This window comes from Nannocystis pusilla, from assembly GCF_020073745.1.
Lineage (GTDB): Bacteria > Myxococcota_A > Polyangia > Nannocystales > Nannocystaceae > Nannocystis > Nannocystis radixulma.
The window spans coordinates 77,283-97,226 of record NZ_JAIRAU010000023.1 but is presented as its reverse complement, the minus strand read 5'-3'; the positions used below and the strand labels follow the sequence as shown (position 1 = coordinate 97,226).

Here is a 19,944-nt window from a genome sequence, read left to right as displayed (position 1 = left end):
CCCGGGCGCGGTCACCAGCTGGGGACTGTCGGCGACACTGCATGGACGGCGACGACGCCGGCCGGCTCGAGCACAATGCCTGCATGTCGACCTCCTCCGCGCTGTCCCTCTCCGTCGCCGTCATGCTCGTGTGCGCGTGCGGGGACGCGAGCACGAGCACGACGGACACGACGGCCCTGGCGAGCACGACCGCGGCCGACACCGACGCGGCGACCGTCGCCGCGACCACGGACTCGCCGGGCACGAGCAGCGGCGAAGCGCCGACCAGCGGGGACGCGACCACCGGCAGCTCGAGCTCGGGCATCTCGCCCACCGACGGCACGAGCACGGACGGGGCGACCACGGAGCCCCCGGGCACGAGCACCGGGACCACCGGCAGTACCACCGGCGACGACGGGCCCTTCACGGTCTATCTCGATCCGGCGGGCGACGACGACAACGGTGGGTTGTCGCCGGACGAGGCCGTCCTGACCCTCGCGCGGGCCCAGGAGATCATCGTCGCCGCGGCCCCGGAGCGCGACGTGGAGGTGCGGATCGCCCAGGGCACCTATTTCGGTCAGAACGTGACCTGGACGTACTACCACCCCGACCACCGGATCTCGTTCATGCCGATCGATTACGCCGAGGGCGACGGGATCGACGACATCGCCGATCGCCCCGTGTTCGACGGCGAGGGCGAGGGCGTGCTCCTCACCCTCGACGTCTCGCCCGGGGAGGAGACGCACCTCGAGTTCTATTACCTCAAGATCCAGCATTACCTGCACTACGGCGTGTACTTCCGCGGCGACCGCCTCGATCCCGAGGGCGGCTGGAACGGGGGCAACCGGATCTTCGGGGTCTACTTCACCGAGATCGGCAGCCTGCACGTGGCCGGCGAGGAGGGCTACGGCGCGATCGACCTCGTCAACTCGCGCAACAACGACATCCGCAACAACCACTTCGTCGCGGTCGAGAACCACGCGCAGAAGGCCGGGTTGATGCACGGGGTGTACGTCGCGCATCACAGCAGGGGCAACCAGATCCGCGGCAATCAGTTCACCGAGATCAGCGGCGACCCGATCCGCGTGCGCGACGACAGCAACGCGAACATCATCGAGGAGAACACGTTCACGGAGACCGGCAGCGTCGCGTTCTACTCCGACTGGTACTGCGACCCCGACGTGAACCCGAACTGCACCAAGCCCGGCGGCGAGTGTCCGTCGTGGCAGAACGAGTTCCGCGACAACGAACTGCACTGCGGGTACGACGGCGAGCAGCTCCCGCCGTTCTCGTACATCCAGGGCGGCGCGGATTACGTGCCGCCGGGATGTCCGGATCACTTCGCCGACGGCTGGAAGCGCCTCTCCACGAGCGGCAACACCTCGGCGTGCCCGTGACGCCGCGCCTCGCATCGGCGCCGAACGGACAGCACTCGCCATTGCTCCGCGTCGGGGGCGGCACGAGTCGCGTCGTCGTTTGCCGGCGGGTGCAAGATCGCCCGGCGGCCTTCGATCAGAGCGGGCTTCGGCGCCCGGACGCGTCGTGTTGACACCGCGAGCCGCGTTCGCCACAGTCGACGCGTGCCGAATCGGCCGGGCGCATTCGGGCGGTACGAGATCCGCTCGCTCGCGGGCTCGGGCGGCATGGGCGATGTCTTTCAGGGCGTCGACGTCGAGACGCAGGAGCGCGTCGCCATCAAGATGCTCCGCGGCGCGTCGGAGTCCGACCGGGCCCGGTTCGAGCGCGAGGCGCAGGCCCTCGCCGAATTACGGCACCCGGCGATCGTCCGCTACATCAGCCACGGTCACACCTCCGACGCCCAGCCGTACCTCGTGATGGAATGGCTCGAGGGCGAGGACTTCGAGGCTCGATTGACGCGCAAGCGGTGCACGGTCGACGAGGCCGTCGCGGTGGTGCGGCGAGCGGCGGAGGGCCTCGCGGTCGTGCACGCGCTCGGGGTCGTGCATCGCGACATCAAGCCGAGCAACCTCTTCCTCGTCGACGGGCGGATCGACGAGCTCAAGCTGCTCGACTTCGGCATCGCCCGCATGGCACGGACGCGAATGACCCGCACCGGGGCGTTCCTCGGCACGCCGGGTTACATGGCGCCGGAGCAGGCCCGCGGCTACGAGTCGGTGACGCCGGCGGCCGACGTGTTCTCGCTCGGCTGCGTGCTGTTCGAGGCGCTGACCGGTCGGCCGGCGTTCCAGGGCAACAACCCGCTGGCGGTGCTGGCCAAGCTGATCTTCGAGGAGTCGCCGGGGCTCGGCGACGCCTGCCGCGAGGCGCCGGCGCAGCTGGAGGCGCTGCTCGGGCGCATGCTCGCCAAGCACCCGGAGGAGCGGCCGCGCGACGCGTCCGCATTGCTGGCCGAGCTCGCCGAGGCGGCGCCGCGCCGGGCCGCGGCCGCGGCCGTCACCCGCAAGATGGCCCCGCCCGGTCCGCGGCTCACCACCGCCGAGCGCCGGATCGTCTCGGTGGTGCTGATCCGCGAGCGCGGCGGGCTCGGCGAGGCCGAGGACGGCGCCGGCACGCTCCTGGCGGTGCCGCCCGCGCCGACCCTCATCGAACGCCTGGAGGCCACCGCCGAGGCCGCGGAGGGCCGCTTCGCCTACCTCGCCGACCGCTCGATGGTGGTGACGATCACGGGCCTCGGGGCGGCGAAAGATCGGGTCACGCATGCGGCCCGCTTCGCGCTGTCGCTGCGCGACCTCGTCGGCGAGCGCCAGATCGTGCTCACCACCGGCAGCGTCGAGGACACCGCCGGGAACGGCGTCGGTGACGCGATCGAGCGCGCGGTGCGGCGATTGGCGCGGTGCCCGACGGGGCCGGGCGACGGGCCGCCGCCGATCGCCATCGACAAGTCGACCGCGGCGCTCCTCGACCATCGCTTCGAATGGCACGACTCCGCCGCCGGCCCCGAGCTGTGGGGCGAGCGCGGCAGCGTCGACGTCGTGCGCAACCTGCTCGGCCGGCCGGCGCCGTGCGTCGGCCGCGAGCGCGACCTCAGCACGCTGACCGAGGCGTTCCGCGACTGCGTCGACGAGTCGCTGGCGCAGGCCGTCCTCCTCGTCGCGCCCGCCGGCGTCGGCAAGTCGCGGCTCAGCCAGGAGTTCGTGCGCTCGGCTCGCGTGCGCGGCCCGGTCGAGGTGTGGACGGCCCAGGGCGACCCGTTCCGCGTCGACTCCTCGCTGATGCTGCTGGGCGGAGCGCTGCGCAGCGCCGTCGGCATCGCCGGCGCCGAGCCGATGCCGGAGCGCCACGCCAGGCTGCGCGCCGCGGTCGCCGGCCTGCTGCCCGCGGCCGAGCAGCGCAGGATCGCCGAATTCATCGGCGAGATCGTCGGCGCGCCGTTCCCCGACGACGACAGCCCGCAGCTCCGCGCCGCCCGCCACGACGCCGCCGCCATGACCGAACAGATGCAGCAGGCGCTCGGCGAATTCGTCGCCGCGCGGTGCCGCCGCGGGCCGGTGATGCTCGTGCTCGAGGAGCTGCACTGGAGCGACGCCATGAGCGCGCGCTTCGTCGACACGCTCCTGCGCGACCTCGCGGAGCTGCCGCTGTTCGTGCTGGCGCTGGCTCGGCCCGAGGTCGGGGAGCGCTTCCCGACGCTGTGGTCGGCGCGGCGGCTGCAGCAGATCCGCCTGGGCCCGCTGTCGCGCCGGGCGTCGGAGCGGCTGGTCCGCCAGGTGCTGGGCGCCGACATCGACGCCGCGACCTGTGAGCGCCTGGTCGACAAGGCGGAGGGCAACGCCTTCTACCTCGAGGAGCTGATCCGGGCGATCGCCGAGGGACAGACGGCCCTGCCCGACACGGTGATCGCGATGGCCCAGTCGCGCATCGAGGGCCTCGAGCTCGAGCTGCGGCGGACGCTGCGAGCCGCCAGCGTGTTCGGCTCGGTGTTCTGGTCGGGCGGGGTGCGAGCGCTGCTCGGCGAGGACACGTCGACGCGCGCGGTCGACGGCTGGCTGACCCGCCTCGTCGAGCGCGAGTTTTTGGTCCGGCGCAAGCAGTCGCGCTTCGCCGGCGAGGACGAGCTCGAGTTCCGCCACGCGCTCCTCCGCGAGGGCGCCTATTCGATGCTGACCGACGAGGACCGGCGCCTCGGCCACGAGATCGCCGCCGCGTGGCTGCAGCAGTACGACGACGTCGACGCCCGCGTCCTCGCCGAGCACTGCGAGCGCAGCGAGCAGCGCGAGCGCGCCGTGCACTTCTACATGCTGGCCGCCGAGGAGTCGTGGGACAACAACGACCCCGACGCCGCCGGCCCGTGCGCCGAGCGTGGCCTCCAGCTCGGCGCCGACGGCGAGACGCGCGGGGTCCTGCTGTCCGTGCTGGCGGGCGTACGCTCGCGGCAGGAGCGTCACGACGAGAGCGAGGCGCACTGCACCGAGGCGCTGGCCCTGCTGCCACCCGGCAGCCGGCGGTGGGTACGGACGTTCCACGTGCTCTTCCCGGTGGTGGCGCGGACGCGGCCGGCGCGGCTCGGCGAGCTCCTCCACGCGTTCTTCGACATCGAGCCGGAGCCGGGCACGCGCGCCGAGCAGATCCACGCCGTCACCTGGATCTACGCGATCCTCACGATCACCGGCGTCCTCGACGCGTCGGCGACCCTGCTCGCCGACATGCGCCGGACCTTCCGCGCCATCGAGCGACCCGACGTGCTCACGCGCGCGTTCATGGACGCCGCGGAGAGCGTGCACGCCGACCTCGTCGCCGGCTCGCCGTGGCAGCACATGATCCGCAGCCGCGACTCGGCGCTCGCGTTCCAGGAGGTCGGGCTGCGCGGCTATCAGTGCATTCAGGCCAGCTTCTACGGCAAGGCGCTCGGCGAGCTCGGCGACCACGCGACGGCGACCTCGATCTTGCGCGACAACCTGGCGACGGCCGAGCGCTTCGGCGACCCGGTGTCGCTCAGCTACGCGCGTCTGTTCCTCGCGCGGCTGCTGCTGTCCGCCGCGGCCGAGCCGCCGCTCGACGAGGTCGTCGCGCTCGCAACGGAGGTCGTCGCCGCCAGGAACGAATCGCTGGTCGGCCTCGCCCTCGCGGCCCTCGCCGATTGCAAGCTGCGGCGCGGCGACCTCGCCGACGCCGAGGTCGACGCGCGTCTGGCCTGCGAACGGACGCGGCCGTTCGCCGGCTATTGGTGGGGCACCGCGGCGCTCCACGGCCGGATCCTGCTCGCGCTCGGCCGGCCCGCCGAAGCCCTCGCGGTCCTCGACGACGCGATGGCGCGGCTCGACGAGCTCGACATGGGCGGCTACGGCGACATCGAGCTCTGCCTCGTCGCCGCCGAGGTATGGCACGACCACCAGCGCCGTGAACCCGCCCGGCGCGCGCTCGCCCAAGCCGTTCAGCGTCTGCGCGCCCGCGTCGACGGGCTGCTGCCGGAGCACCGCCGCGCGTACCTCATGCACGTGGCGCCGCACGCCCGTGCCCTCGCGCTCGCCGGCGAGTGGCTCGGCCCCGACGCGCTCACCGGCCTCGAGGCGCCGGCCTGAGCGCCCGCCGATCCGTCGCGCGAGGGGCCGCAGCGGGGGTCAGAGCACGAGCTTGAACACCGGGCAGACGGCGGCCCCGCATTCGCCGAGCAGGCCGCACTCGCCGAGGACGTTGTTGATCGTGTTGAGCAGGTTCGGCAGGGCGATCTGGCAGCTGAGCGAGCACTGGAGGGCATTGTTGCCCATGTCCGCGCAATCCATGAGGCACAGACAGTCGGCGTCCTGGACGCACTCGATGTACACGTCGCAGCAATTCGCCTTGAGGCAGGCGTCGCAGTCGTCGTCCCCCGGGGCGGGCTCGCAGAGGCCGGCGGTGTCGCTGTCGGAGACGGTGCCGTCGGAGTCGGTGCCGTTGGAGTCGGTGCCGTTGGAATCGCTGACGGTGCCGCCGGAGTCGGTGCCGTTGGAGTCGGTGCCGTTGGAATCGCTGACGGTGCCGTTGGAGTCGGTGCTGTCGGAGTTGGAGCCGGTGCCGATGGTGTTGGTGGCCGAGTTGGAGCTGGCGGACTCGGTGGCGGAGTCGGTCGCCGAGATCTGGCCCTCGGTGGGGACGCTGCTGCTCGCCGAGTCGGAGTTCGAATCGGAGCCGCTCTGGCTGCCGTCGGTCGGCGTCGACCCGCTCATCGTCGCGGTGGCGCTTGCGCTCGCGCTCCCCGGCTCGGTGGTAGAGCCGGCGGAGCTGGAGTCGGATGCAGATTCGGAGCCGCTGGAGTCGATCGGCTGATCGCTGCTGCAGCCGTACGCGGCGAGCGCCACGGCGATCGCCAGAGAGCATGTGTGTACATAAGCCGGTGCCACGGACATACTCCGAGCTCGCACGAGTCACCGGCTCGATCCCGCGGACCCGCGATCGTCGATCCTCGACGTGCCGACCCTCTCACTGTCCATGACTTCGGTCAAGCGCCAATCGCGGGACTGGCCGGACATCGGTCCGCGGTTGCGCGACGAGCCGCGGAGCGCATGGAAAGTCGCAGTCGATGTGGGTTCGGTGGCAGCCGCGACCGGGCTCTGCCGGCGAGATGCGGCGGCAGACGACAGCGACGATCGACGCGCTCGATCATGACGATGTCATCGGTCGTGCACGAATGTGGATATGCAGGTAGGGCGCTGTCGAGTGAACAATCACCTGGGCGAGCCCGAATCTGATTGCATGGAGCAGCGCGGGGCGTCGGCGAGTGCTGATGGCAATTTCGGGGCAGGCGCGGCGGCGCGCGGCGGCGGCGGCGGTGTCCGGGGTGACCGGACCGTCGCGCGGACGGACGACCGTGCCGACATTTGATAGTACATGGTCCGCGGTATTGAAGTGTCCGACACGGCGAACGCGATCCGTGAACTCGATTGCCGACTGATGAATCGCAGTTCATCGTCGCGCCCGCCGTATTGCCGGCGAACAACGTTCCATTGCCTGGCAGAACTCGTTCTACGCGGGCATGCGCAAAATTGCCGGTCGCCGATCGACGCGAATGGCCGCGGAGTCTGACCGGCGGTCGCTTGATCTGCTGGAACGCGTCTTGTAAGACTGCCGAGGGCAGCCGGTCCAAAACGCCGTGAATTCACCTCATCGCCCGATTCCCGGCGCCTGGGATCATTTCTCGGAGCTCGATCTGCACCGGCTGGATCTGGCGGCGCGGATCCTGGCGCGCAAGGCCGCGCCCTGCGATTCGCGGGATCTGCTGGTCCAGGCCGGGGCAGAGATGACGCGCGGGGCCGACGAGCGGACGGTGCTCGCCGCCATCGCCGTGCTCATCCGCATCAGCGCATCGGGGGTCCTCTCGATGGAGGCTTCGACGGAGGCGAGGATCCGCGAGCAGGCGGCGCGGCTGATCGAGGCGCTCGACGATCCCGACGACGCGGCGCTGGTGCGAGGTTGGTTGCGCAACGTGCCCTGGCAGCGGGTCGGCATCACCACGCTGCGGCGGCTCCGTCGCGCGCTGCGGCGCGGGCTGGCGGCCGGGCCGGCGCGTGTGTCGGTGTCCGACACCGAGGGGTGGAGCGACCTGCTCGACGCCCTCGCGCGCTCGCTGGCGGTGGAGCGTGATAAAGAGGTATGGCTCGACACGGCGGAGGGCGAGGACGACTCGGCCGCGCTGACGCGGCGGGCCGAGGCGACCCGGGCGCTGCTGCGCGAGGGCGCGGCGATGGTGGTCGCGCGCACCAGGGCCCCGACCACCAGCACGATGAGCTCGCACGCGGGCCAGACGGTGCGCGTGCCGACGCGAATCGTCTCGTTCCAGCCGGGTGAGACGGTCGGCCGCTTCACGGTCCTCGACCGCCTCGGCACCGGCGCGATGGGGGTGGTCTATTCGGCCTACGACCCCGAACTCGACCGCAAGATCGCGCTGAAGGTGTTGCACACCCGCCATCAGGACAGCTCGGTCCGCGGCAACACCCGCCTGCTGCGCGAGGCGCAGGCGATGGCCCGCCTGTCGCACCCCAACGTGGTCGTGGTCCACGACGTCGGGACGCACCGGCAGGACGTGTTCCTCGCCATGGAATTCATCCGCGGCAAGACGCTGCAGGCGTGGGCCGACGAGCGCCAGCGCAGCTGGCAGGAGGTGGTCGCGGTGTTTCGCCAGGCCGGGGCGGGGCTGGCGGCGGCGCACGCGGCCGGGCTGGTCCACCGCGACTTCAAGCCGGCCAACGCGATCGTCGGCGAGGACGGGCGCGTGCGCGTGCTGGACTTCGGTCTGTGCGCCAGCACGACCACCCGCATCGAGCCGAGCGCCCGCGCCGGCGAGGGCGCAGAATTGCCATTGTGGGTAGGCCGCGAGTTCGTCGGCACGCCGGCGTACATGTCGCCGGAACAGTTCCGCGCCGAGGCCGTCGGCGCGGCCTCCGATCAATTCAGCTTCTGCGTCGCGCTCTACGAGGCGCTGTACGGCCAGCGCCCGTTCGCCGGCGAGACGACCCAGAGCATCGCCCTGTCGGTCGGCTACGGCGAATTGCGGGCGCCGCCGGCAGGGGCCCACGTGCCGGCGTGGCTGCACGCGGCGGTCGCCCGCGGCCTGCGGGTCGAGCCGGAGGACCGCTGGCCGGCGATGGAGGATCTGCTGCGGGCGCTCGATCGCAGCCGCTCGCGGGCCCGACCGACGCTGGCGGCGGCGACGCTGGCGGCGACGCTGGCGGGCGCGGGCGGCTACCTGGCAGCCACGCCGCCGCCGCCGGTCGACGATACGTGCAATGGCTCGGCGCAGGAGATCGCGGCGATCTGGGGCGCGAGCAGCCGCGAGGAGATCGATCATCGATTCGCGGGCCTGGGCCCGTATCATTCGGCCGAGCTGTGGCCGCCGATCGCGGCGGCGCTCGACGGCTACGCCGGCGACTGGATGACGGCGCACAAGTCGGCCTGCCTGGCCCACCGCCGCGGCGAACACTCGGAGGCGCTGCTCGACCGGCGAATGGTGTGCCTGGCCCAGCGCAAGGCCGGTCTGGGCGAGGCGATCGCGGTGCTCCGCGCGGCCGACCGCGAGGTCGCGGCGCGCGGGCTCGAGATCATCCGCGGGCTGCCGGCGGTCGAGGATTGCGCCGACCTGCGCGCGCTCGCCAGCGAGGCGCCGCTGCCCGACGACCCCGAGCTGCGGGCGACGCTGGCCGAGCAGCAGGCGCGGCTCGAGCGGGTCGGCGCCCTCGACCGCGCGGGCCGGCAGGTGGCGGCGATCGAGCTGGCGGAGATGGTGGTGGCGGCGGCCGAGGCCCGCGGCGACCGCCCGGCGCTGGCGGAGGCGCTGCTCGCCCGCGCGCGCCTGACCATCCATTCGAACGGCCACTGGTCGGAGGACGAGGCGCTGCTGAGCCGCGCCTATTTGACGGCCTTCGGCGCCCACGTCGACGAGACGGCCCTGGAGGCGCTGGCGCTGCGGATCCACCGGCGCAGCCGGGAGATCGGGCAAGCCGCGCAGACGCGCGAGGACATCGCGCTGGCGCGCGAGTTCGCGGCCCGCTTGCCGGCGCCGGCCCGACTGTCGGGATTGGTGCTCAACAGCATGGGCTCGGGCCTGCTGGCGATCGGCGACCTGCATCAGGCGGAGAAGACGCTGCGCGAGGCGCTGGCGGTGCGCATCGCGGCGCTCGGCCCGCGCCACGTCGACGTCGGCTACACGCTGAGCAACCTGGCGATGGTGGTCCCGGGCACGACCGAGCGCGAGACGCTGGTGCTGCGCGCGCTCGAGATCTTCGAGACCGAGCTGGGACCGGCGCACCCGCACAGCGCGGTCATCCGGATCGCCGCCAGCGCCGCGCTCACCGATCCGCGGATGGCCGCGGAGGTGCTCGACCGCGGCTGCTCGGTGCTCGAGCGATTTGCCGCCGATCGCGTGGCCCAGCGGGCGATGTGCCTGGCCCACCTCGGGCACCGCCGCGAGGAGTCCGGCGAGCCGGCGGCGGCCCGCATGGCGTGGCGACAGGCGGCGGCGCTGGTGCGACAGATGCCGCCGGAGGACACCGAATTGACGCGCCCCGAGGTGGCGCTGATCCGCGGTCACGCGGCGCTGCTGGTCGGGCCGGTCGGTGACGAGATCGCGGCGCTGCGCGCCACCCTCACGCCGTCGGTGGATAGTGGGGAATGGTGGCACGTGGTGCAGCAGGCCGAGTTGCAGCTGTGCCTCGGGCTCAACCTCGCGGCCCAGGGCGAGGTCGCCGAGGCGCGCGAGCGCATCGCCGAGGCGGTCGCAGGTCTGGCGACGATCGCCGGCGGAAGCCGCGACGTCTCGCTGCCGCGGGTGCTGGCGCGGGCCCGCCTCGAGCTGGCGGGCCTGCTGCTGGCCAGCGAGGACGAGGCCGACCGGCAGCGCGGGCTGGCCGAGCTCGACGCGGCCGAGCAGTGGTTCCGCGGGGCGGGCGAGGCGTTCGCCTGGCGCCTGGCGGCGATCGCCAAGCTGCGGGCGGGAGCGCGTGGCCGCTGAATCATGAATCATCGGTGTGCGTACGAGCTGGAGGTGAATTCATCACAGTCACTCTGAACACATTGTTCTTGACGGGAGAAGGGGCCGCGGATAGTGTCGCGGGGGTCGGGGTCGGGTGTTTATGCGGGGAATGATTTCGCGGTCGAATAGGGGTCTGCGTCTCGGGATCGCCGTCATGGGCGCGTGTCTGGCAGCAGGCGGATGCGACGAGGAGATGGCGGACGCGGAGCAGGACGAGGACGTCGCGCTGCGCGACGGCGGATCGACCACCTGTCCGGTGTGGCGCTGCGGGTTCAATTCGGCGGAGGTCAATGGGCGGGCGATCCGCGAGCTCAACCTCGATGGCCTCGCAAACGCCGACGGTATGCGGATCGTCGGCTTCGTCGCGCCGCTCGGGCTGCTCCAGCTGCAGCAGTTCAAGCTCGGGGTCGAGAAGGGCGAGCTGGTGGCCCGCTCGCCGCTCGGGACCACGCTGCGCGGGAATCAGCTGATCGGCGCGACGATCCTGGTCGCGCAGACGGGCTCCCTGCTGCCGCACGTGATCACGATCCTGGGTCACCAGAAGATCGATTCGTGGGCCGAGGGGGCGCCGCAGGTGTCCACGTATACGCTGGTGTACCCCGACGTCAACGCGCTCCTCGGTATGCGCAATGTGTGCACCGGCGATCTGCTCGACGCGGTCACGAGCGCGGTCACGGTGATCGGGGGTGAGACGTACGACCTCGAGACGAAGACGATCCAGCCCGACCGGCCGCGCTGGATGACGCTGGCGTGCGCGGGCTCGGCGGCGGCGAAGCTGCAATTGATGAACTACGGGCCGCAGTCGAATTTCGACGGCGCGGGCCACCCGGCCAGCCTGGCCCAGCGGCAGGCGACGCTGCGCATGATCACCGCCGACTACTGCGGCACGGGCCACAGCTACACGGAGAACGCTACGGCGCTGAGCTGGGAGAACGCGGGCGGGACGGTGGTGACGCCCGGCGAGATGGGCGCGGTCGAGGCGGTGTGGTCGGCGAACGGGGCGCTCTGCCTCGAGACGCCGCGCCTCGGCGACCCCGATGTCGCGTGCGACCTGCCGGCCTGCGACGGGTTCTCGCTCGAGGAGGGCGAGTGGGTCACCTACGTGCCGGGGGCGTGAAGGTCGTCGGGCCTGCGTTCAGTCCGTCGATTCGTGGGGCCTGAGTCCCGAGGCGAACTCGGGGGCGAGTGCCGGGTCGGGCCCGCTTTTTGCCGTGACGGCGGCCGCGGCTCGACCATCGCCCGCCTCGATACGGCGGACCATCTTTGCGGGTCAGATCGGCCCCTCGCCGCAGACACCGACATCCTCGAGCCCGGGCGGCGCGTCCCCCTGGGCCCACTGGAGGCACTCCAGGCCCATGTCGAGACAGGGGTCGGGCTCGACCGTCAGATCGCAGTAGGGCAGGCAGCACGCCCCGTCTGGATCGCCGCCGCACTCCGGGATCATGAACGACGAGGCGCACTGCAGGCCCGCGTCGCAGGTGTTGAGCTCCGTGCAGGGGTCGAAGACCTGGCCGTCATCGCCGCTGGCGTCGTCGATGCACATGAAGGCGCCGGCGTCGGGGTCGCCGACGTGGTCAGGCACGCACAGGTCGTCGCCGGGGCAGTCCTGCGCGAGCGGGTCGCAGGGGCGGATGCAGAGGTTTTCGACGCCCAGTGAATGGAGCACGCACACGAGCCCGGGTTCGGCGCAATTCGGGTCCGCCGGCGAGCCCGCGCACAGGGCCAGGCACGTGCCGAGGTTGGATGCGAGGTTGGAGCGCCAGCAGAACTGGCCCGCGGGGCAGGTATCGAGGCCCTCGGAGCTGGTGCCGAGCACGGTGCACTGCTCGCCGAGCGCATCCGGGTCGTCGACGACCGGACGGCACCGCGCGGCCTCGTTGCCGAACATGTCGTCGAGCGAGACGGGCATGCACTTCTGCCCTTCGGGGCAGTCTTGCGTCCAGATGTCGCACTCGCTCTCCGGGGGCGCGAGCGTCGTGCTCGACGCGTCCGACGTCGCGCCAGTGCTCGTGGTCGAGGTCACCGGGTCACTCGTGCTCGCGTCGGTGGTCGCGTCGCTGGTGGCCGAGCTCGTGGTCGCGTCCGGGCCGCTCGTGGGCGTGGTCGTGGGCTGTGGCGGCTGCCCGGGGGTCGGCGTGGCGTCCGTGGTCCCGGCGGTCGCGGGCTCGGTGGCGGAGTCGCCCTGCGGGCGAGCCGTGCACGCGAGTGGGAGCAGCAGGAGCGCGACGGGGACGAGCGGTGTGCGGGAGCGGGATGGCATGGCGGAGCTCGCGTCCAGAATATCTCGAAGGGCGCTCGCTCGCGGGCGGGCGCTGCCGGCAGCGCTCACGGGCAGTCGTACGGCTCGTGGTACGGCTCGCTGCACACCAGGCGGCCGGCGGCGAAGGTCGACATCTCGTGGGGGATGCTTCCGTCGCAGTGGGCCTCGCTGAGGCAGGTTGCGAGGTCGCGTTGGTGCTCACAATCCGCGGCGGGCGGCTCGCATCGCGAGGGAGGGGACCCGTAGCCCCAATCGTAGCAGGGGCCGGCGTCGGTCTCCGAACCGCCGGTGCCGTCCTCGCAGTCGACCTCGATCTCGATGCATTCGGGGCTCGGTTTGACGCACAGCTCGCCATCGGCGCAGAGCTGGTCGCCACATTCCACTCGCGGCCAGTCACCGAGTGAGTCCTTCGAACCGCAGGCGACGAGCAGCCCGCAGATCGCCGCATGTTTAAAAGAACAAATAGTCATGCGATGGGCACCGTCGCACGATGGACCGCGCGCGAGAAGGCTCGGGTGCGGCCGCTGGAGGGAGCGGTGCTTTGTCGTCACTCCGCGGGCTCGGCCTTGGCCTCGGCGGCGGGCGAGGGGGCGGCCGGGGTGCTCGTGGTCGCCGGGGCGGGGCCGCACGGGTTCTTCGGGCTCAGGCCCTCCTCGTCGCTCTCGACCTCGCTTTGGCGGCGCTGCTGGACGGCGCGGAGGACCACGCGGGCGGCCAGCAGGTCGGGCTGGGCGGCGAGGGCCTCGCGGGCGCAGCGCTCGGCGTCGAGGTACCACTCCTTGGCGAGGTAGAGCGAGGCCATGCTGCCGAGGCTCGGGCCGTAGTCGTGCGTCTGCGCCAGCGCCTTGCGGTACGACTGCTCGGCCGTCTTGAGGTCGCCGGTGGCGTGGGCGATCCGCCCGAGCATGTCCCAGGCGGGGGTGTAGGCGGGGTCGCGCAGGTGGGAGCGCTCGAACCGGCCGCGGGCGTCCTCGGTGCTGCCGCGCTGCAGCAGCACGAAGGCGTCGCGCCACAGCTGGCGGGCCATCTCGCGCGCGCGGGCGTCGCCGCTGGCGCCCCGCTGCGGCGCCTCGAAGGCGGCCAGCTCGGCGAGCACGCGCACGCGCTGGCGCGTCTGCTCGGCGCCGGCGGCGTCGAGCTCGGCGCGCAGGCGCTCGAGCTCGGGGGCGCGGGAGGCTGTCTCTTTGGACAGGGCCTTCAGGTCATCCGCGACGACGGGCCGGGCGCTCAGGGCGGCGCCGAGAGCGGCGCCGAGGTCGGTGTGGCGCTGGACCAGGCCGGTGAGGCGGCCGGACAGGCCGGGCAGCTCGGCGCCGACGGCGACGAAGTTGGTGAGGTCGGCGGGCTCGCCGTCGCGCCCGCGCGGGCTGAAGCGGCTCATCTCGGCGATGACGCCGCGGGCGGCCTGGACGTCGTCGGCGAGGCCGACGAGGTCGACGTCGAGGGCGCGCGCCTGGGCCCGCAGGCTCTCGAGCGCGTGGGCGCCCTCGGCCCTGGCGAGCGCGGCCGCCAGGTCCTGGCGGGTGTGGTCGAGGGCGGCGAGCTCGGCCTCGACGCCGGACTTCTCGCCCTCGAGGCCGTGGTAGCGGTCGAGCGCCCACTGCACGCCGAAGTAACCGGCGACGCCGAGGCCCGCGAGCAGCAGCAGCAGCAGCGCGACGCGGCGGGCGCTGCGGCGCCGCCGCTGGCTCTCGAACCATGTCGTATTGGACAGGCGCACCGGCCCCAGCAGGCGCTCGTGGGCGAGCTCGTACCAGCGCGAGCCGAGGCGCTCCTCGGCGCGGAGGATCCGCTCGTGCTCGAGCCGCTCGACCAGCTTGTTGGCCAGGCCGCCGGTGGTGCGCTTGCCGCGGACGACGGCGCTGCGGGTGCCCTCGGGGGTGACGAGCCGGTCGGCGACGAAGCGGCGGATCCGGGCCTCCGAACCCCAGCCGGAGCGGGCGCGGGCGACGGCGGCGTCGAAGTAGCGGACCAGCGCCTCGTCGGGGTCGCGCGGCTTGGCGAGCGGGCCGCTGCGGCCGCCGCGGCGCCACTTCTCGTCGCACGCGAGCTGCAGCTGGATCGGCTCGATGAACTCGCTCGGGACCAGCGCCAGCTTGCCGAACGCGCGCACGCGCCGGTGGGCCAGGTCGCCGGCCAGCTTCTCGGCGTCGGTGCGGCTGAACACGCCGCCGGCGGCGTGGGTCATGACCTCGACGGCGGCCGGGCGGCGCAGCGGGTCGAGGCGGAAGCGCACGCGCAGGAGGTCGGGGAGGATCGAGGCGTAGCGCTCGAGCTCGGCCAGGTCCTCGTCGCGGATCGCCAGGCACAGCCGCACCGGCCGCTCCTCGACGCCGCGCTCGGGCTCGGAGATGCACTCGACGAGCTCGCGCAGGAACGCCTCGCGCTGCTCGGGCTGGGTGGCGTGGGTGGTGAACAGGTCCTCGAACTGGTCGATGATCAGCGCCAGCGGGCGCTCGGGCCGCGGGTCCTGCATCGCCTCGAGGAACGAGGTGATGGTGTGCTTGGCGACGCCCTCGAACTCGCCGTGGTGCCAGTGCATCAGCACGTTGGCGCTGTAGACGTTGCGCAGGTGGAGCGGGTTGGTGCCCGGGGGCAGGAGGCCGCCGGGGCGCGCGAGCGGCATGACCATGAAGCCGGCGCGCTCGAGCTCGGGGACGAGGCCGGCGGCCAGCAGCGAGGTCTTGCCGGCGCCGGTCGGGCCGTAGAGCACGGTGAGGCGGTTGGCGATCACGAGCGCCGCGAGGTCGCGGCGCTCGCCGGCGCGGCCGTGGAAGCGGTCGCGCTCGCCGGCCTCGTAGGGGCGGGGTCCGGGGAAGGGGCTCTGCGGGCCTGATTTGGGTGCGGACATGGACCTCCGGGGCGCTCAGACGTGGTCGCGGAGCCAGCGCTCGCGCAGCTCTTGCAGGAACTCGCGAGGTGTCCCCCAGTACAGCTTGATGTGCTGCTCGCCGAAGTGACGCTCGAGGTAGCGGAGCGCGGCGTCGTTGCCCTCGGGGCGGACGTGGACCGAGAGCGTGCCGTCTTGCAGGCCGCGGTAGTCGGCGCCGCCGAGGCTGCGGGCGAGGGCGCGGAAGTTGGCGTCGGTCAGCGGCTGGCCGATGAACAGCAGCGGCCCGCCTCGCAGCGCCCGCTGCACCGGCGGGGGCACGAGGCCAGGGTGTCGCGCGGTGGCGACGAACAGGTCGTAGTGGTCGGTCTCCGTCAGCACCAGCGACTGCGGGAACGCGGCCTGGCCGAGCAGGTGGAACACGAACGGCTCGTCGGCCGAGGGCTGGTAGTGCGGGTCGGCCTCGAACGGGGTCGGCATCGCCGCGGAGCGCAGCGTCTCGTGCCAGCGACAGAAGTCGAGGCGCGGCCTCCGCGGCGTGGTCCGTTCGTCGCGGCGCACGACCGCGGCGCGCAGAGCTTGCGCGAGGAGGTCGTCGTGGCCGGTCGTGATGTACGTGTGGAACGGGATGTCGGCGAGCAGCTGCAGCGCGTCGCCGTCGGGCTCGGGCGCGGCCGCGTCCGCCAGCGCCTTGGCGAGCTCCTCGCGCAGCCAGCGGGAGCCCTTCTCGAGCTCGAGGTACTGGGCGACGCGCGGCAGGTTCCAGCGATCCTCGAGCGGGTATTGATGCTCGTCGGCCCAGCGCATCGCGAGGTCACCGGGCAACGGGAGACGGCCGAGGCTGACGCCGGGCCCGAGGAAGGGCGTGCACTCGCCCCCCTCGATCCGCGACAGAAGCTGGCTCCATTCGGCGTCGGTCAACTGCGAGGGCATGCTTCGGCTCCCGCGCCAACGTTACACGGACGCTCGCTGCGCCGCGAGCCCCCTGGCGGCCCCAAGGCCTCACCCGTCCGCCGCGGCCGCCGCTGCCGTGCCCCAGGCGACGAGCCGGGCGGCCGCGGGTTCGTGCTACGTTTGCCCGATGCAGCGCGAGTCGGGAGAGCCGCCGCGAACGGGGGCCGCTGGACCCCCATCGTCGCCGGACCTGACCCAAGATACAGGGACGCTGCGACGCTTCGCCGACGGGCTGCCCCACCTGCTGTGGACCCGCTGCGGCAGCGGGGACATCGAATTCGTCAACGCCGCCTGGTTCCGCTACGCCGGCGTGCCCGAGCAACTCCCCCCGGTGGAGGTGCTCGCCCGGGTGATCCACCCCGACGACCTGCAAGCGCTGGCCGGGCGCCACGCCGAGGCCCTCGGCACCGGAGACGCCTACGAGTGCGAGATCCGGGCCAGGCGCCGCGACGGCGACCTCCGCTGGCACCGGGCCCGCGTCGAGCCCGTCCGCCTGCCCGGCGGGCAGATCGAGCGGTGGGTCGGCAGCGCGACCGACGTCCACGCGGCCCGCGAGGCCCACGAGCGCCGCAGGCAGAGCCCGCAGCTGGCGTCGGCGCTGGTGGCCTTCCACGGCGACGACGAGGTGCGCGCCCAGCTCGACGCGCTGTTCGAGGGGGCGTCGGTGGGCCTGGCGCTGCTCGACCGAGAACTGCGTTACGTGCGGGTCAACCGGGCGCTGGCGCTGCTGAATGGGGCTTCCCCGGAGTCGCACCTGGGCCGCACGCCGTCCGAGATCTCGCAGCACCTGGCGTCGATGATGCCGGTGATGGCGGAGGTCATGCGCACCGGGGCGCCGTACGCGAGCGACCAGTTCACGCCGTACGGCGAGCGCATGTGGTACGTGTGCTTCTACCCGGTGCGCACGCGCGGGGTGGTCACCGGGGTGGCGGCGACGGTGCTCGAGCTGACCGAGCGCGTGCGGGCCGAGCAGGGCTACGAGCTGGTCAACCGCGCGACCAACGAGGCGCTGCGCGACTGGGACGTGAAGACCGGCGAGACGCGGTGGAACGCGGCGATCTCGACGCGGTTCGGCTACGGCGCCGACGAGGTCGCGGACGACATGAACTGGTGGCTGGCGCGGATCCACGTCGACGACCGCGCGCGGGTCGCGACCGGGGTCGAGCGCGCGATCAAGGAGGGCGCCGAGCGCTGGGCCGAAGAGTACCGGTTCGCCCGCCGCGACGGCACCTACGTCCGGGTGCTCGACCGCGGCTGGATCGCCCGCGACCCCGCCGGCCGGCCGACGCGCATGGTCGCGTCGATGTTCGACGTCAGCGAGCACCGCCGCGTCGAGACCGAGCTGTCGGCGGTCCTCGACGGGGCGCAGATCGGCTTCGCGGTGTTCGACCGCGACCTCCGCTACCGCCGGATCAACCGCGCGATGGCGCAGATCAACGACCTGCCGGTCGAGGTCCACCTCGGCAACCGGATGCGCGACATGGTCCCGTGGGTGGCGCCGCTGATCGAGCCGATGCTCGAGCGGGTGCGCGACCGCGGCGAGACGATCACCGACGTCGAGGTGTCGGTGATGCTGCCGCAGCGGCACGGGCTGCCGGGGCACTTCCTCGTCAGTTACTACCCGTGGGTGCTCGAGGGCAACATCGAGGGCATCGTCGAGACGGTGCTCGACATCACCGAGCGCAAGCGGGCCGAGGAGGCGATGGCGCTGCTGGCCGAGGCCGGGCGGGTGCTGGCCGAGTCGCTCGACGGCGACACGACGCTGGCCCGCGTGGTCGACCTGGTGGTGCCGAGCTTCGGCGACTGGTGCGTGATCCACCTGCGCCGCGACGACGGCTCGTTCGCGGTCCCGGCGGTGGCTCACATCGACTCGGCGGTGCAGGCCCGTCTGCGCACCTATGTGGCCGCGCAGGGCCGGCTGCCGCTCGACCGCGACGGCGAGCACACCTACGCGCGGGTGATGGCGAGCGGGCGCTCGCTGTTCGTGCCGGAGAGCGACGTCATCCTGCAGTCGATCGCCCACGACGCCGAGCACCTCGAGGCCCTGTCGGCGCTGGCGGTGCTGTCGTCGGCGGTGGTGCCGCTGCCGGTCCAGGGGGCGATCCTCGGCACGCTGTCGGTCGGCACGTGGAAGGGCTCGGGGCGCCGCTACGACCACCACGACCTCGCCCTCGCCGAGGAGCTCGGGCGCCGGATCGCGCTCGCCCTCGACAACGCCCGCCTGCTCGAGCTGTCGCGCCGCGAGCGGGCCCGCGTCGACGCGGCCAACCGGGCGAAGGACGAGTTCCTCGCGGTGGTGTCGCACGAGCTGCGCACGCCGCTGCAGGCGATCCTCGGCTGGTCGCGGGTGCTGCGGCGCAGCGGCCTGAGCGAGGAGCAGAAGCAGAAGGCGATCGACGCCATCGACCGCAACGCGTCGGCGCAGGCGGGGCTGATCAAGGACCTGCTCGACACCACGCGCATCATCACCGGCAAGCTGCAGCTGCGCGTCGGCCCGGCCGAGCTGGTCCAGATCGCCGAGGCCGCGCTCGACATCGTCCGCCCGGCCGCCGAGGCCAAGGGCGTGCGCCTGGCCTTTTGGCCGGAGCCGCCGGTCATCCCGCTGGTGTGCGACGCCGAGCGGGTGCAGCAGGTGCTGTGGAACCTGCTCAGCAACGCGGTCAAGTTCACCGAGCGCGGCGGCAAGGTCGACCTCACGGTCGAGCTCACCGGGCGCAGCCAGGTGGTGATCACGGTCAAGGACACCGGCCGCGGGATCGGGGCCGACTTCCTGCCGCACATCTTCGACAAGTTCCGCCAGGAGGACTCCGGCACGACGCGCCAGCACGGCGGGCTCGGCCTCGGCCTGGCGATCGTGCGCCACCTGGTCGAGGGCCACGGCGGGACGATCGCGGCCCACAGCGACGGCGTCGGCCACGGCGCGGAGTTCGTGGTCCGCCTGCCGACGCGCGCCAGCCAGGCCGGCCGCGTCAGCGCGGTGGTGCCCGGCGCCGCGCCCGGCCCGCTGCCGGCCGACGCCGGCCCGCGCGACGCCGACCTGCGCGGCCTCAAGATCCTCATCGTCGACGACGAACGCGACGCGCGCGAGCTGGTCGCGGCGTTCCTCCAGCCGACCGGCGCCGTCGTGCTGACCGCCGAGAACAGCGACCAGGCGCTGCTGCTGGTGGCCCAGCAGCGGCCCGACGTCGTCGTCTCCGACATCGCCATGCCGGGCGAGGACGGCTACGACTGGATGCGTCGCCTGCGGCAACGCCCGGCCAGCGAGGGCGGCCGCACGCCGGCGCTGGCGCTCACCGCCTACGCGCGGCTCGAGGACCGCACGCGCGCGCTGCTCGCCGGCTACCAGAAGCACCTCGGCAAGCCGTGCGAGCCGTTCGACCTCGTCACGGCGATCTGCGAGCTCGCCGGCCGCGACCCGATGCGGTGACGGCGAGGGAGCATGTCCGTACGGACATGCGGCCGCCCAGCAGGTGTCTTCAAGGACATGTTGCTCGAGAC

Annotated in this window: 10 protein-coding genes; 5 read left to right on the top strand and 5 right to left on the bottom strand. The window is 72.8% G+C overall.

Features of this window, described 5'->3' with window-relative positions; all coding sequences use genetic code 11:
* The first annotated feature begins 83 nt into the window (after positions 1-83).
* Positions 84-1,376 carry a right-handed parallel beta-helix repeat-containing protein gene (locus K7C98_RS17365; protein ID WP_224192789.1) on the top strand — a complete coding sequence of 431 codons (1,293 nt, stop codon included), beginning with the start codon at positions 84-86 and terminating at the stop codon, positions 1,374-1,376.
* Positions 1,377-1,559: 183 nt separating this feature from the next.
* Positions 1,560-5,480 carry a serine/threonine-protein kinase gene (locus K7C98_RS17360; protein ID WP_224192788.1) on the top strand — a complete coding sequence of 1,307 codons (3,921 nt, stop codon included), beginning with the start codon at positions 1,560-1,562 and terminating at the stop codon, positions 5,478-5,480.
* 39 nt (positions 5,481-5,519) lie between these two features.
* On the opposite strand, the gene K7C98_RS17355 is transcribed toward K7C98_RS17360, so the two are convergent.
* Positions 5,520-6,104: a hypothetical protein gene (locus tag K7C98_RS17355; protein WP_224192787.1), complete on the bottom strand. Its 585-nt coding sequence runs from the start codon at positions 6,102-6,104 to the stop codon at positions 5,520-5,522.
* A gap of 923 nt (positions 6,105-7,027) precedes the next feature.
* Between K7C98_RS17355 and K7C98_RS17350 the strand changes: the two genes are divergently transcribed.
* Complete coding sequence (locus K7C98_RS17350; RefSeq protein ID WP_224192786.1) at positions 7,028-10,381, top strand: protein kinase domain-containing protein; 3,354 nt, start codon at positions 7,028-7,030, stop codon at positions 10,379-10,381.
* Positions 10,382-10,556: 175 nt separating this feature from the next.
* The gene (locus K7C98_RS17345; protein WP_224192785.1) at positions 10,557-11,519 is read left to right on the top strand and encodes an ADYC domain-containing protein; all 963 of its coding nucleotides are present in this window, start codon (positions 10,557-10,559) and stop codon (positions 11,517-11,519) included.
* 153 nt (positions 11,520-11,672) lie between these two features.
* Here the strand turns inward: K7C98_RS17345 and K7C98_RS17340 are convergent, their stop codons facing one another.
* From K7C98_RS17340 to K7C98_RS17325, 4 genes are all read right to left on the bottom strand, one after another.
* Entirely contained in the window at positions 11,673-12,662 is a 990-nt protein-coding gene (locus tag K7C98_RS17340) for a hypothetical protein (protein WP_224192784.1), read from the bottom strand.
* A gap of 65 nt (positions 12,663-12,727) precedes the next feature.
* Entirely contained in the window at positions 12,728-13,132 is a 405-nt protein-coding gene (locus K7C98_RS17335; protein ID WP_224192783.1) for a hypothetical protein, read from the bottom strand.
* 77 nt (positions 13,133-13,209) lie between these two features.
* The gene (locus K7C98_RS17330; protein ID WP_224192782.1) at positions 13,210-15,513 is read right to left on the bottom strand and encodes a hypothetical protein; all 2,304 of its coding nucleotides are present in this window, start codon (positions 15,511-15,513) and stop codon (positions 13,210-13,212) included.
* 15 nt (positions 15,514-15,528) lie between these two features.
* A complete protein-coding gene (locus K7C98_RS17325; protein ID WP_224192781.1) occupies positions 15,529-16,425 on the bottom strand; it encodes an SIR2 family protein in 897 nt (298 codons plus the stop codon).
* 148 nt (positions 16,426-16,573) lie between these two features.
* On the opposite strand from K7C98_RS17325, the gene K7C98_RS17320 reads away from it, so the two are divergent.
* Positions 16,574-19,873, top strand: a complete 3,300-nt coding sequence (locus K7C98_RS17320) for a hybrid sensor histidine kinase/response regulator (RefSeq protein ID WP_224192780.1) — start codon at positions 16,574-16,576, stop codon at positions 19,871-19,873.
* The last annotated feature ends 71 nt before the right edge of the window (positions 19,874-19,944 follow it).